The sequence below is a fragment of the Flavobacterium sp. J372 genome, from assembly GCF_024699965.1.
GTDB lineage: Bacteria > Bacteroidota > Bacteroidia > Flavobacteriales > Flavobacteriaceae > Flavobacterium.
In genome coordinates, this window is record NZ_JAJOMZ010000004.1 from 520300 (window position 1) to 535256 (window position 14957).

A 14957-nucleotide genomic window follows, 5' to 3' on the forward strand; every position below is an offset into this window, starting at 1 on the left:
CTTTCTAACTAATAATTAGTTTTCAGCCTTAATCCAGTCGTAACCTTTCTCCTCCAATTCGTAGGCAAGTTCTTTACCGCCTGATTTTACGATTTTGCCATTGTACAGTACGTGAACAAAGTCCGGCACGATATAGTCAAGAAGCCTTTGGTAGTGCGTAATTACAACTACAGCGTTGTCTTCGCTGCGCAGCTTATTTACGCCATTAGCCACAATACGCAGCGCATCAATGTCAAGGCCTGAATCAGTCTCGTCCAATATCGCCAGCTTGGGCTCAAGCATTGCCATCTGGAAGATTTCGTTACGCTTCTTCTCACCGCCCGAAAAACCTTCGTTCAGCGAGCGTGAAAGGAACTTGCGGTCAATCTCAAGCATTTCACTTTTTTCGCGGATAAGCTTCAGCATTTCATTAGCCGGCATCTCTTCCTGGCCTTTCGCCTTGCGGCTCTCATTGATAGCAGTTTTCATGAAGTTGGTAACCGATACACCCGGGATTTCCACAGGGTACTGGAACGACAGGAACACACCTTTGTGCGCCCTTTCCTCCGGTGCCAGTTCGCCAATATCTTCGCCTTCCAGCAATATCTCGCCTTCGGTTACTTCATAATCTTCCTTGCCGGCAATTACCGACGAAAGTGTTGATTTTCCTGAGCCGTTCGGGCCCATTATGGCGTGTACCTCTCCGGCTTTAACTTCAAGGTTTATACCTTTCAGAATATCTTTATCCTCAACACGAGCGTGTAAATTCTTTATGCTTAACATTAATTTGGAAATTTATTTATCTGGATTAACCCACAGAGCCTTCAAGGCTAATTTCTAATAATTTTTGAGCCTCAACCGCAAACTCCATCGGGAGCTTGTTCAGTACATCTTTACTGAAGCCGTTTACTATCAACGCAATCGCCTTTTCTGTCGGTATGCCGCGCTGGTTACAGTAAAACACCTGGTCTTCACCAATCTTGCTGGTTGTGGCCTCGTGCTCTATCTTGGCTGTTGTGTTCTTTGATTCGATATACGGAAAGGTATGCGCACCGCAATTATTGCCCATTAGCAGTGAATCGCACTGGGAGAAGTTCCTGGCATTTTCTGCACGAGAACCAATCTGGACAAGCCCGCGGTAGCTGTTCTGCGACTTACCTGCTGATATACCTTTTGATATGATGGTGCTCTTGGTGTTTTTGCCAAGGTGAATCATCTTAGTACCAGTATCGGCCTGCTGGTAGTTATTGGTCACGGCAATAGAGTAAAACTCCCCAACCGAGTTATCGCCCTTAAGCACGCAACTTGGGTATTTCCATGTCACGGCGCTACCTGTTTCTACCTGCGTCCAGCTTATCTTCGCGTTTTTCTCGCAAAGTCCGCGCTTGGTTACAAAGTTGTACACACCACCCTTGCCTTCTTTATTGCCGGGAAACCAGTTTTGAACAGTGCTATATTTTATCTCGGCATCGTCCATGGCTATAAGCTCTACCACTGCGGCGTGCAGCTGGTTCTCGTCACGGCTTGGTGCAGTACAGCCCTCAAGGTAGCTTACATAGCTGCCTTCATCGGCCACTACAAGCGTACGCTCAAACTGGCCCGTACCTGCCTGGTTGATACGGAAATACGTTGACAATTCCATTGGGCAGCGCACACCTTTTGGGATGTAGCAGAACGAACCGTCACTAAAAACAGCTGAGTTAAGCGCTGCATAAAAATTATCCTTCTGCGGAACAACGGTGCCAATGTATTTGCGCACCAGGTCTGGATGTTCCTTTATTGCTTCAGAGATAGAGCAGAATATGATGCCCTTTTCAGCCAGTGTCTTTTTAAACGTAGTTGCCACAGAAACGGAGTCAACCACAATATCAATCGCCACATTGTTCATGGCTTTTTGCTCGTCTACAGATATGCCCAGCTTTTTGTACATCGCCAAAAGCTCAGGGTCTACATCGTCAAGCGTTTTGTTCGGGTCAACCGCCTTTGGGGCAGAGTAGTATGATATTGCCTGGAAATCCGGCTTCTCATAATGTACATTCGCCCATTCCGGCTCGGTCATTTCCTGCCATGAACGAAACGCCTCAAGGCGCCACTCGGTCATCCATTCAGGCTCTTCCTTCTTTTTCGAAAGCGCCCGCACGATGTCCTCGTTCAGCCCCACAGGGAACGTTTCAGATTCTATATTTGTATAAAAACCGTACTCGTACTCTTTGGTCTCGAGTTCAATCTTTAATTCTTCTTCGGTGTACTTACTCATATTAAGTTTAAATGTTGAAAGTTTAAATGTTATAAAGTTCCGATCAGGTACTTTATAAAGCCACTCAACAATTTTGATATATCATTTATATTGGCATTCAGGTTTTGGAATCCGTCCACTAGAAATATATCCTAAATCTGACGCTAAATACAATTGCGACCTGAATTCTCCTGCTGATGCTTTCGCAATGTAAAGAAATCTTACAAACTCTTTCGTTGTCTCCCTCTCAAAACCTTCTGCAATATTTGAGGAAATAGAGATGCTAGCTCTCCGCATTTGATCCCTCAATCCATAATCCTTCGTAAAGATTTCGTTTCTGTTTGTAATCCTGTAAATTTCTGCATTTAATTACCTTGTTTTTTGCCAGGCAATAATCTCTTCAAAGGAATTGAGTTTCGCCATCCAGAACTTTCAAACATTATAACTTTTAACTTTACAACTCGCTTACAGCGAAAAACTCTCCCCGCACCCGCAGGTTCTCTGCGCATTAGGGTTATTGAAAACGAAACCTTTACCATTAAGGCCGCCGCTATATTCCAGTACGGTGCCCGCCAGGTAAAGCATGCTTTTTTTATCTACGGCTATCTTTATTCCGTTGTCTTCAAACACCTTATCATTCTCGCCTAAGGCGTTATCAAACTTAAGTTCATATGAAAGGCCAGAGCATCCGCCGCTCTTTACGCCTACCCTTATATAATCATTAGCCGCATCAAAGCCGTCATCTTCCATCAGCATGACAGCCCTCTTTTTTGCTGTATCAGAAACTTTTATCATGACTAAATTGCTTATTATTAGTAAAATTGTGTGCAAAGATACCACATTTTTAAATAATGTAATAGCTGTACACGGTTTTATGCCAGTTGTTATATCAGCAATTTTTATGCCCTGTTTCACACTAAAAATGGTAATTTGGCGGTTTAATTCCTGATTATGAAATTATACCCGATTGAAACCGGAAACTTTAAGCTTGACGGCGGCGCAATGTTTGGCGTGGTGCCGAAAAGCCTGTGGACAAAAACCAACCCCGCCGATGCGAATAACCAGATTGACCTTGCTGCACGATGCCTCTTAGTTGAAGATGGCAACCGCCTGATATTGATTGATACAGGCATGGGCAACAAGCAGAGCGATAAATTTTTCAGCTATTATGCTTTGTGGGGAAATCACGATACCGATAAATCTTTAGCGAAGTACGGTTTCCACCGCGATGATGTTACCGATGTTTTTATGACCCACCTGCACTTTGACCATTGCGGCGGCAGCGTTGTCTGGAACAAAGAGCACACAGGCTATGAAGTTGCTTTTAAAAATGCAAACTACTGGACGAATGAAAATCATTGGGAGTGGGCCACTAAACCGAATGCACGCGAAAAGGCGTCTTTCCTCCCTGAAAATATTTTGCCGATACAGGAAAGCGGCAGGCTAAAATTTATTGAAAGGCCTGATGGTGACCTTCTTGAGAAAAGTGAGCTGGGTTTTGGAATATTTTTCGCTGATGGCCATACTGAAAAGCAGATGATTCCGCTCATAAACTTCAACGGCAAAACCATTGCCTTCATGGCTGACCTCCTGCCGACTGCCGGGCACCTCCCGCTACCGTATGTTATGGGTTATGATACGCGCCCTCTGCTCACCCTCGATGAAAAAGCGAAGTTTTTAAACATGGCTGCCGAAAACAATTTTTGCCTTTTCTTGGAGCACGATGCCCACAATGAAATCATAACCGTTGAGCAAACAGAAAAAGGCGTTCGCCTGCAGGAAATTTTCACTGCTGAAGATTTCTTAATGAAATGTTAAATACCTTACCTTGCTGTAACAAATCGAAATACCTTAGTCCAATTATTCCAACAGTAATTTTTTCAATATGAAATTTAAATCACTTTACTTGTGCGCTGCGCTTGCCTTAGCCCTTACCGGATGCAGCAGCACAAAAGCCATAAAAGCAACTCCGCTGGCCGCGCCGGCAACAATTACCGCTAAAAAAGCAGCGCTTACAACTAACCAGGAACAGCGCTGGAGCCATCTTGACCTGCTTCGTGACACGATTCCCGGAATGAGCGTTGACCGTGCTTATGAACTGCTGAAAGACAGGAAGTTCACTAAAGTTGTGGTAGGCGTGGTTGACTCAGGTATAGACATTGAACACCCTGACCTTAAACCTGTTATATGGGTTAATGAAAAAGAAATTGCAGGAAATGGCATTGACGATGATAAAAACGGCTATGTTGATGACATCCACGGCTGGAACTTTTTGGGTAATGCCGAGCATGAAAATATGGAGTTCGTCCGCATACTGAAAAAAGGCGATGATGGCAGCGAGCGCTATAAAAAAGCCAAAGCCGAATATGATAAAGAATACCAGGAAGCACTGGCAGGCAAACAGCAGATAGATTTTATCATCAATGCTGATAAAGCCATCCGCCAGGAACTTAAAAAAGACAATTATACCGCCGATGACCTGAAGAAATTTAATACTTCAGATCCTACCATGAATGCTGTAAAAGGCAGGCTTATACAGATACTCAGCCAAATCTCGAAAGAAGAATTTGATGAAGAAATAAAAGGCGCTAAAGACCACTATGACGGGCAGATAAACTACAACCTTAACCTTCAGTTTGACGGCCGTAAGATTGTTGGCGATAACCCGGACGATTTCAACGACAGGAATTACGGCAACAACAACGTTATTGGCCCTGTAAAAGATGGCGCCAAGCACGGCACTCACGTTGCCGGCATCATTGCGCAAGGCAGGAATAACGGCATTGGTGGTGATGGTGTTGCAACTCCTGTGGTATCAATAATGGCTGTGCGTGCAGTGCCGGATGGCGATGAATATGACAAAGACGTGGCCCTGGCAATACGCTACGCTGTAGATAATGGCGCTAAAGTAATCAATGGCAGTTTTGGCAAGTACTATTCAGCTCACAGTGAATGGGTTTATGACGCCATAAAATACGCCGCTTCTAAAGACGTACTAATAGTTTGTGCGGCAGGTAATGAGGGTACAGACCTTAACCAGCCGGGCGGTGTAGAGCGTTTCCCTAACGATAACATGAACGGCGGGCCTGAAATCAGCGACAGCTTCCTTTCGGTTGGGGCTATAAACTACAGCCTTGACGGCAACTTTATCGCAGATTTCTCGAACTACGGTAAGACAGATGTTGACGTATTCAGCCCGGGTGTACGCATTTATGCTACAACGCCAAACAATAAGTATGAATTCCTTCAGGGAACATCAATGGCATCGCCAAATGCGGCAGGTGTTGCAGCGCTTATCCGTGCCTACTATCCTAAACTTAAGGCATCGCAGGTGAAGCAAATCATCATGCAAAGCGGCATTGCCATTGACCTGCCTGTAAACGCAGGTGGTGAGGAAACAACCAAGCCTTTCAGTGAACTTTCACGCACGGGCAAAATTGTAAATGCTTACAATGCCATTATCCTGGCAGACCAGATGTCACGAAAATAAAAGAAATATATTTTAAACTGATGGAAGGATTAATCTCCTTCCATTTTATTTTTACCGCATGAAGAAATTATTTTTTGCAGCGCTGCTGGCAGGTACCTCAGCGTTTGCGCAGAAAAACCCTAATCCGGGCTACTGGCAGCAACATGTTGACTACAAGATGGATGTGAACATGGACGTGAAAACATATCGCTACACAGGCAAGCAGGAATTGGTATATACCAACAACTCACCTGATACGCTGCGCCGGGTGTTTTACCATTTGTATAATAATGCTTTCCAGCCCGGCAGTGAGATGGATGCCCGCCTGCAGGCTATAGCCGACCCTGACAAGCGAATGGTAAAAACTTTTAAGACAGGTAACACTACCACAAAAGAAAGCCGCATCAGTACGCTAAAGCCTAACGAAATTGGCTACCTAAACATAAAAAACCTGAAGCAGGATGGGGCCGATGCGAAAAACAGGGTTTCGGGGACAATTCTTGAGGTTGACCTTCCTAAAGCAATACTCCCGGGGCAGTCTACAACCTTTACCCTTGATTTTGAAGGCCAGGTGCCGCTACAAATACGCCGCAGCGGAAGAAACTCAAGTGAAGGTATAGCCCTGTCAATGACGCAGTGGTACCCTAAAATGGCTGAATATGACTTTGAAGGATGGCATGCCAACCAATACATCGCCCGCGAATTTCACGGGGTGTGGGGTAATTTTGATGTGAAAATTACTATTGATAAAGATTACACCATTGGCGGCACAGGCTATCTACAAAACAAGAATGAGATTGGGAAAGGCTATGAAGATACAGGCGTTCAGGTTAAATATCCAAAGAAAACCAAAACGCTTACCTGGCATTTTACAGCACCAATGGTGCATGATTTTGCCTGGGCAGCAGATAACAAATACATCCACGATAAAATCATGGGCGAAAACGGCGTAGAGCTGCATTTCTTCTATAAAGATATACCTGAAAGCAACGATGCCTGGAAGAAACTTCAGCCGAAAACAGCGGAATTGCTGTCATTTTACAACAAGACAATCGGGCTTTACCCTTACAAGCAGTACTCTGTGATACAGGGTGGAGACGGCGGTATGGAATATGCCATGTGTACGTTGGTTACCGGGCGCAGCTATGAAGGATTGGTAAGCGTTACTGCTCACGAGTTTGCTCACAGCTGGTTCCAGCACATACTGGCCAGCAACGAGAGCAAGCACCCATGGATGGATGAAGGATTTACATCTTTTGCTGAAGATCTTGCCATTGAAGCACTGATGCCTAAAACCGACAAACAGGAAGAACAGGCTAACCCTTTTGTAAATGCCTACGCAAACTACAGGTATCTGGTTGGTACCGGAAAAGAGCACCCTATGACTACACATGCCGACAGGTATGACCAAAACGTGCTGTACAGCATTGCAGCTTACAGCAAAGGCGAAATTTTCCTTGCGCAACTGGGTTACCTTATAGGGCAGGATAAGCTGGCAGAAACGATAAAACGCTATTATGCCGACTATAAATTTACTCACCCTACACCGAATGATATAAAGCGGACGGCTGAAAAAGTGAGCGGCGCTCACCTGGACTGGTACCTTACCGACTGGGCACAAACCACAAATACGATAGACTACGCCATTAAAGAAATTGCGGAAGACGGCGATAAAACCAAGGTGACGCTGGAGCGCAAGGGCCGCATGCCAATGCCAATAGATATTATAGTTGCCTATGCTGATGGCTCTCAGGAGAGCTTCTATATTCCGCTGGAGATGATGCGTTTTATAAAAGATAACCCATACCCGAAACTTAACCGCACAGTACTAAACGCATGGGATTGGGGGCATACAACCTATCAATTTACTATTAACAAACGTAAAGGTGATATAAGAGTATTTGTGATTGACCCAAGCGAGCTTATGGCTGATGTGAATGTAAAAGACAACGCTTATATCCCCGGGGCAAACTAGTTAAGCTACCATATTCCATTTGGAGCGGAATTCAATTAACTTGAAACCCAACGCAAATGGTTTATGGGAGCTAAAGGGAATGATTATGACCTACAAAAAAACCTCCGGACTGTCGCTCCCGGAGGTTTTCAGGTAAAATAGAATAAAAACCTGAGTATATATAATGGCGCTAAGAGTTATGATTTCTTAGCTGGGTCAGCCTTTTTCTCAGTAGTGACATTCTTTTCTTCCCTTACTGCTTCAGTCCTGCGCTCAGTTGTAGACGGCTGTGCAGTTCTGGCATCAGCTTTTGCGGTTGCTGTGCCGGTTGAGATTGGTTGGCCGGAGTTGTGGTTGTAGTAGTTGTTGAAGATTGCGTTTGTTGGGTTTGCTTAGCGGGCTCCTGTGCAAATGCTACAGCACCGGTAAGCATTATAGCGCCTAAAATTAAATTTTTCATTGTATTGTATGTTTAGATTATGTACTTGTAATGATAAAGGCAAGTACAGTGCCAGCCAAATACATTATGTAGTACACAACAATAGCTATATATACAATCCGCTGAATATTAGATAATTAAAAAGAAAATCCTTTGCGTACCGAAGTTCGTAAAGGATTTTATATAGTTGTAGAATTTGTGGAGTTTTTGTAGAAAAGCGCCGATTATATCATGGCATTCATGCGTACACTGGCTTTTACCAATGCCATAGCCCGTACAGAATCCATCGGCACATCTTTATCCTGGTGGCGTTTATTTTCGCTTACCAGCTTTATACTGCCGTTTTCATCGCTGCGGTGCACATATTTTACAGTTACGTATTCATCACCACCCATATCAACGCTTAGCAGGTACATTTCACCCCAGAATATTTGCGTGGCAATATCATTTACTTCTTTGTATAGGACAATGTCACCACTCTTCAATATCGGGTACATACTGTCACCCGTTACATAAACTGCACCATCGCATTTAGGCAGGTGCGGTATTGATATATGATCAACCGGCTGCTGGTTGGCATTGCTGAAAATAGGTACAAGGCCTGCTACAGCTTCAAGGTCATATAAAGGAATTTTTTGTGATTCTACCGTAGTATCCGTTTTAAGCTTGAAGGTCCTTATTGCTTCATGCCCTTCCTTAAACATCTCTCCGTCACCGGTAAGCAGCCATGACGGATTAATGTCCTGATACAGGTTCATAATCTTCTCCAGCATGTTTGAGCCGATGCTTTTGCCGTCTTTCACCGCTTTAGATATACTGCCCCGGCTGGCCCCGAGGCTGTTTTCAAATGCATAATAGCTTATGCCCTTGGCTTCTATGTATTCGCCTAAACGTGTTGATACCATAGTTGTAATTTTTTACAATAGTAAGAAAATAATCTGATTAAATAAAATTATTTTTATATTTTGTAAGTTTTAACTTTAAAATGATAGTGTAAATAGTCTCTATCTTTGCCATGACATGGAAAATTCGCGTAAAACATACCCAAAAAATGAAAAGCTCAAAAGCAGGGCAACCATAAGCGAACTTTTTCACTCAAGTAAATCGGTTACTAAGTACCCATTGCGTCTTGTTTACGCCCCGGCAGAAAATAATGCCGGTGTAGCGTTGCAAATGGGCGTATCTGTATCAAAAAAATATTTCAAAAAAGCGCACGACCGTAACTACTTTAAACGCGTACTGCGCGAAACTTACCGGCTTAACCAGCATATCCTTAAAAACAGCATTGACAAGCCTTATGCTTTTATGTTTTTTTACCAGACAAAAGACCGGCTGAGTTTTGAAGAAATAAATGCCAAAACCATTCAGCTTTTTGAAAAGTTTGCCATGCGTGAAAATGCTTAATACTAAGCGAAGCCACATTTCCGTTATGCTGTAAAAGCCATATAACCAATGAAAAACACGATAGCAACACTTGTGCTGCTTGCCGGCCTGGCCTCCTGTAAAGAAGGTGTGAAAAGTGAAGAATTTGACGCTGCCGATGCAACAGTTACGGAAGCTGTACCCGAGGCTAAAGCCTTCATGGCTCCTGATGCTGATAAAAATGTGCAGCCAGGTAACGCAATTGCCGCCGCTTATCCTTCGCAGAAGATTATCCGCAATGCCGACCTGCGTTTTGAAACAGGCGATATGGATGCCACGACTAAAACAATACAGGATGCAGTAAAAAAATACGGCGCGCAGTTGCAGCACGATACAGAAGGCAAAGATGATTACTCTATAAACCGCACACTTACCGTACGCATACCTGCACAAAAGTTTGATGCATTTATTAATGATATAAGCAAAGGAGTAGCTTATTTTGAGCGGAAGGAAATATCTTCTCAGGATGTTACCGAGCAGTATGTTGACACCGAAGCTCGCATTAAAGCAAAGAAAGTATTGGAAGCACGCTACCTTGAACTGATAAGCAAGGCAAAGAAGGTATCTGAAATACTGGAAATTGAGCGGGAACTCTCGTCTATCCGGGAAGAAATTGAGGCAAAAGAAGGGCAGCTGCGCTACATGCAGAACCGGGTAGCGCTAAGCACTATTAACATTGAGTTCTTTAAAAGGACGGAAGCCGGCGCAAGCACAACTGTATCTTACGGTGATAAAATAGGCAACGCGCTGAAGTCAGGCTTCAATTTACTGTCAAGTTTATTCCTTGGAGTGCTGTACATCTGGCCATTAATACTTATTTTCGTGATAGCGTTTATACTATTTCGTAAAAAATTCAGAAAAAAGATACAAAGATGACGATGAAGAAGAAAATTATACTACCGATAGCAGCCGCAGGGATTTTCTTTGTAGCTGTGGGGTTCAAGAACGACTTTTTTGAAGTTGCAAAACAGATAGAGATATTCACCACACTGTTCAAGACCGTGAACGCAAACTATGTGGATGAGACCAACCCCGGCGAGCTTATGGATAAAGCCATAAAAAATATGCTTGCCGACCTTGACCCCTATACGGTTTACTTTAACGAAGCTGATGTTGCCAAGTTTAAAATAAACAACACAGGCGAGTATACGGGCATTGGTGCCATTGTAACGCGTAAGGGTGGTAAGGTAATCATCCGCGAGCCATATAAAGACTACCCGGCAGATAAAGCCGGGCTCAAGGCAGGTGATGAAATCATCCAGATTGGCGATGTTGACCTGTCGACTTTTAAAGAAGATGCCAGCGAACTCCTGAAGGGTTCGCGTAACACTAAAATCCCTGTAAAATATCTCCGCCAGGGAAAGACCTACAGTACAGAAATTACGCTGAGCGAAGTTGATGTAAAGGCAGTGCCTTATTATTCAATGGTTGGCGCTGATGCCGGATATATTGTACTCTCGCAGTTTAATGCCAAGGCATCATCAGAAACTAAAGATGCACTGCTCGATCTTAAAGGCCAGGGCGCTAAAAAAATAATTCTTGACTTGCGCGGCAACCCCGGCGGACTACTGAATGAGGCAGTGAACCTGTGCAACCTTTTTGTTCCGCAGAATGAAATTATTGTGACTACAAAGTCTAAGAATGACAAATACAACAATGTATATAAAACCATGAAAGCGCCGGTAGATACGGAAATTCCGCTCGTGGTGCTGGTTGACGGCAAAAGTGCATCAGCTTCAGAAATCGTGGCAGGCGCCTTGCAGGACCTTGACCGTGCAGTGATTGTGGGCACCCGCAGCTTTGGCAAAGGCCTGGTGCAGCGCCCGCTTGACCTTACCTATGGCACGCAGGTAAAAGTAACCATATCGCGCTATTACACACCTTCGGGCAGGGGAATACAGGCACTTGACTATACCCATAAAGATGCTGACGGGAAGGCAATACGTATCGACAAAAAGAACTATAACGCTTTTAAAACCCGCAAAGGCCGTACGGTTTATGACGGCGGGGGGTATCTTGCCAGATGTTGAGCTGGCTGAATCTAAACAAAGCGCAATATCTGATGCTTTGGTGCGAAATGACGGCATCTTTAACTATGCTACAAGCTATTATTACAAAAACCCCAACCTGGGCAATAACATACCGCAGTTTAGCGATGCTGACTTTGAAGCCTTCAAGCAATTCCTGAAGAAAGAAAAGTTTGAATTTGATACGGAAACCGAACGATCGCTGAAAGCGACGCTTGAAGTTGCCAAAAAGAGAAGGTTGATGCCAGCATTGCCGCCGAATACCAACAGCTGCTCACTGCGCTGCAAAAGAGCGAAGAAAAGGAACTGAATACACACAAGCAGGAAATAAAACAGCTGATTACCGATGAGCTTATAAAACGCTACCAGTATAAAGAAGGGCTTTATAAGTATTATACGAAGACCAACCCCGAAATTTCAAAATCGGTTGCGCTGCTTAATAATCCCACAGAGTACAATAAACTTTTATCTTCAAAATAATTAAAGTCCCGGCAATGCCGGGACTTCTTTTAAACATCCTTCAGCCTTTTGTGATAAGCCGGCGCTTTTCTGCGTTAAATATTTTAACGGCACGATACAGGCTATTTATAAAAACATATACCTTTGTTGTTTAATTTATTACCATCGTGGGCAATCACAAAAATTTAAATAAAGTAACCCTTGGCGGCTTGCTGGTTACTTTAGGTATCATTTATGGCGATATCGGTACATCACCACTTTATGTAATGAAAGCCATAATGGGTGAGCAGCCCATTGAAGAAGATATAGTTTTAGGTGCGTTATCTTGTATTTTCTGGACCCTTACGCTCCAAACAACCATAAAATATGTGTTTCTTACATTACAGGCTGATAATAAAGGTGAAGGCGGCATTTTTTCACTATATACTCTTGTAAAAAGACTTAAGCGCAAGGGTTTGATTGTGCCAGCAATTATTGGCGGAAGTGCATTGCTTGCAGATGGTATAATCACCCCGCCGATTTCGGTTTCTTCAGCTATAGAGGGTTTAAAGATTTATAATCCTGAAATAGATACTGTACCTATAGTCATTGGGATACTTTTTGCACTATTTGTTATACAGCGCTTTGGGTCTTCGCTTGTAGGTAAGTTCTTCGGGCCAATGATGCTTATATGGTTTGGTATGCTTGGTATACTTGGGCTTATCCCGCTGGCAGGCAATCTTTCAGTACTTAAGGCTTTCAATCCTTACTATGCCATTCACTTGCTAAGCATACATCACGAAGGTTTTTACGTGCTGGGCTTTGTGTTCCTGTGTACTACCGGTGCCGAAGCGCTATATAGTGATATGGGCCACTGCGGGCGCAGCAACATCCGTGTAAGCTGGGGCTTTGTTAAAGCAATGCTTGTACTTAACTATTTCGGGCAGGGTGTGTATCTTATTGAACATTCCGGCAAGACACTTACAGAACTTAGCGGCAACCCCGATATGCCGGGCAACCCTTTTTACCTGTTAATGCCTGACTGGTTCCTGCCGTTTGGTATAGCAGTTGCTACATCTGCAGCGGTTATTGCATCACAGGCTCTCATAAGCGGTTCATTTACATTAATAAGTGAGGCTATGCGCCTTAACTTCTGGCCAAAGGTTGCAGTGAAATTCCCTACCGAACTAAAAGGACAGATTTATATCCCTTCAATTAACTGGTTGTTGTTCTTAGGGTGTGTTTTCATTGTACTTCATTTCAGGGAGTCAGGTAATATGGAAGCTGCTTACGGTCTTGCCATAGTACTGTGCATGATAATGACAACATCTTTATTAGGATATTACATGATCATGAAACGGTACAATCGTTTCCTCATCATCGGCATCATCCTGGTTTATTTTACAATAGAATTTTCATTCCTTATTGCCAATGTCAGCAAATTTTCCCACGGCGGTTATGTTTCTCTAATCATTGCGGGCTTACTTGCAACTATAATGACCGTATGGTTTATGGCTAAGAAAATCCGTACGGAGTATACTGAATTCACCAAGATCGACAACTATAAAACGGTACTTTCAGAGCTTAGCAATGACCTTTCAATCCCTAAATATGCCACACACCTGGTTTATATGACCAATGCGCAGCTGGGTGATGAGATTGAGTCAAAAATCATATACTCAATCCTTCAGAAAAGGCCAAAACGTGCCGATATCTATTGGTTTGTACACGTAAATGTAGTTGACGAGCCGTACCAGATGCAGTACAAAGTGCGCGAAATTATGAAGGAAGACGTTATACGCGTAGATTTCTACCTCGGTTTCCGGGTGGCGCCGCGCATCAATCTTATGTTTAAGAAAGTGGTGCAGGATATGGTAAAACGCGGAGAGGTTGACATTACCAGCCGTTATGAATCGCTTAACCGGAACAACGTAATCGGCGACTTTAAGTTTGTACTGATAGAAAAATTCCTGAGCTATGACAATGACCTGCCGTGGTATGAAAGGATAATTCTTGATATTTACAGCGTATTAAAATCGGTAAGCCTTACCGAAGGCCGCGCCTTCGGGCTTGACAGCTCATCCGTAAAAGTTGAGAAATTCCCGATTGTGGTACACCCGCCTGATGACATTGCGCTGTGCCGCCTTGATGATACTAAAGACACCCCAAATGAGAAAGATATTATGTAGCCTTTTCTTTCTGCTTTCATTTTTTGCATTTGCGCAGGAAGAGGTTGTGCACTCGGTTTATTTTGAAACAGCAAAGTATAACCTTGACGAGGCCAAGGCTGTTGATGCATATAACTTCATAAAGAATATTGATACTACGCGAATTGAAAGCATTCAGATATTCGGGTATACAGATGACCGCGGTAAGGATGATTATAACTACAAGTTATCTTCAAACCGGGCCAATACTGTGCGCGATATGCTCATAGCTAAAGGAATAAAAAACAAGATTATAGTAACAATTGAGGGGCGTGGGCGTATATTAATTGAAGATGATATTGATAATGTAAGCGAAGTACGCTCTAAAAACCGCAGGGTAGACGTAGTAGCAAACTTTCGCCCACTGCCTGCGGCAAAATTGAACATACCGGGCCTTTATACCGAGATACGTAAAGACCTGCAAGTGGGCGACCGTATTTTTCTTGAGAATGTTTATTTTGAGCGTGGCAGCAGCCAGCTTGAGGCAAAATCAAAGAAAGTGCTTGAAGGTGTTGTAAAGCAATTGCAGAAATACAAAAACCTTGAATTTGAAATACAGGGGCATATATGCTGCACACCAACTTACCAAAAGGAGGCTATTGATAAAGAAACAAAGAAGCGCGAACTTTCCATCAACCGGGCAAAATCAGTATATAAATTCTTCAGGCTGAAGCGAATTGACCCCAAGCGCATGTCAACCAAAGGTTACGGCAACACACGCTCCCTTAAAATGGGCCCGGAGTATGACCGCCGGGTTGAGCTGGTAATCACAAAAAAATAATTCCT

General features: G+C 43.5%; 13 protein-coding genes and 1 pseudogene. 8 read left to right on the forward strand and 6 right to left on the reverse strand.

Annotated elements, in window-relative coordinates:
* Positions 1-15: 15 nt before the first annotated feature.
* The 4 genes from sufC to LRS05_RS02760 all read right to left on the reverse strand — a co-directional run bounded on the left by sufC (position 16) and on the right by LRS05_RS02760 (position 3010).
* Positions 16-762 (reverse strand): Fe-S cluster assembly ATPase SufC, encoded by a 747-nt coding sequence (gene sufC, locus LRS05_RS02745; RefSeq protein WP_257866917.1) that lies wholly within the window; start codon positions 760-762, stop codon positions 16-18.
* Positions 763-787: 25 nt separating this feature from the next.
* The gene (gene sufB / locus LRS05_RS02750) at positions 788-2236 is read right to left on the reverse strand and encodes a Fe-S cluster assembly protein SufB (RefSeq protein WP_257866918.1); all 1449 of its coding nucleotides are present in this window, start codon (positions 2234-2236) and stop codon (positions 788-790) included.
* Between the two features lie 81 nt (positions 2237-2317).
* Entirely contained in the window at positions 2318-2524 is a 207-nt protein-coding gene (locus tag LRS05_RS02755) for a four helix bundle protein (protein WP_257866919.1), read from the reverse strand.
* A gap of 156 nt (positions 2525-2680) precedes the next feature.
* On the reverse strand, positions 2681-3010 hold the full coding sequence (locus LRS05_RS02760) for an iron-sulfur cluster assembly accessory protein (protein ID WP_257866920.1): 330 nt from the start codon (positions 3008-3010) through the stop codon (positions 2681-2683).
* Positions 3011-3166: 156 nt separating this feature from the next.
* Between LRS05_RS02760 and LRS05_RS02765 the strand changes: the two genes are divergently transcribed.
* The 3 genes from LRS05_RS02765 to LRS05_RS02775 all read left to right on the forward strand — a co-directional run bounded on the left by LRS05_RS02765 (position 3167) and on the right by LRS05_RS02775 (position 7659).
* Entirely contained in the window at positions 3167-4033 is an 867-nt protein-coding gene (locus tag LRS05_RS02765; protein WP_257866921.1) for an MBL fold metallo-hydrolase, read from the forward strand.
* A 67-nt stretch (positions 4034-4100) separates the two neighbouring features.
* Positions 4101-5705 carry a S8 family peptidase gene (locus LRS05_RS02770; RefSeq protein WP_257866922.1) on the forward strand — a complete coding sequence of 535 codons (1605 nt, stop codon included), beginning with the start codon at positions 4101-4103 and terminating at the stop codon, positions 5703-5705.
* Positions 5706-5763: 58 nt separating this feature from the next.
* Entirely contained in the window at positions 5764-7659 is a 1896-nt protein-coding gene (locus LRS05_RS02775; RefSeq protein ID WP_257866923.1) for a M1 family metallopeptidase, read from the forward strand.
* Between the two features lie 232 nt (positions 7660-7891).
* On the opposite strand, the gene LRS05_RS02780 is transcribed toward LRS05_RS02775, so the two are convergent.
* Both LRS05_RS02780 and LRS05_RS02785 read right to left on the reverse strand, forming a co-directional pair.
* Positions 7892-8098 (reverse strand): hypothetical protein, encoded by a 207-nt coding sequence (locus tag LRS05_RS02780; protein ID WP_257866924.1) that lies wholly within the window; start codon positions 8096-8098, stop codon positions 7892-7894.
* Between the two features lie 203 nt (positions 8099-8301).
* A complete protein-coding gene (locus LRS05_RS02785; protein ID WP_257866925.1) occupies positions 8302-8982 on the reverse strand; it encodes a S24 family peptidase in 681 nt (226 codons plus the stop codon).
* A gap of 115 nt (positions 8983-9097) precedes the next feature.
* On the opposite strand from LRS05_RS02785, the gene rnpA reads away from it, so the two are divergent.
* The 5 genes and pseudogenes from rnpA (at position 9098) to LRS05_RS02810 (ending at position 14952) form a co-directional block, all read left to right on the forward strand.
* Positions 9098-9481 carry a ribonuclease P protein component gene (gene rnpA / locus LRS05_RS02790; protein ID WP_257866926.1) on the forward strand — a complete coding sequence of 128 codons (384 nt, stop codon included), beginning with the start codon at positions 9098-9100 and terminating at the stop codon, positions 9479-9481.
* A gap of 48 nt (positions 9482-9529) precedes the next feature.
* Positions 9530-10375, forward strand: a complete 846-nt coding sequence (locus tag LRS05_RS02795; RefSeq protein ID WP_257866927.1) for a DUF4349 domain-containing protein — start codon at positions 9530-9532, stop codon at positions 10373-10375.
* Between the two features lie 2 nt (positions 10376-10377).
* Positions 10378-12006 (forward strand): annotated as a pseudogene (locus LRS05_RS02800) (S41 family peptidase).
* A gap of 137 nt (positions 12007-12143) precedes the next feature.
* Positions 12144-14153 (forward strand): KUP/HAK/KT family potassium transporter, encoded by a 2010-nt coding sequence (locus LRS05_RS02805; protein ID WP_374707783.1) that lies wholly within the window; start codon positions 12144-12146, stop codon positions 14151-14153.
* Positions 14134-14952 carry an OmpA family protein gene (locus LRS05_RS02810; RefSeq protein WP_257866928.1) on the forward strand — a complete coding sequence of 273 codons (819 nt, stop codon included), beginning with the start codon at positions 14134-14136 and terminating at the stop codon, positions 14950-14952. Before LRS05_RS02805 ends, LRS05_RS02810 begins: the two co-directional genes overlap by 20 nt.
* Positions 14953-14957: the final 5 nt, after the last annotated feature.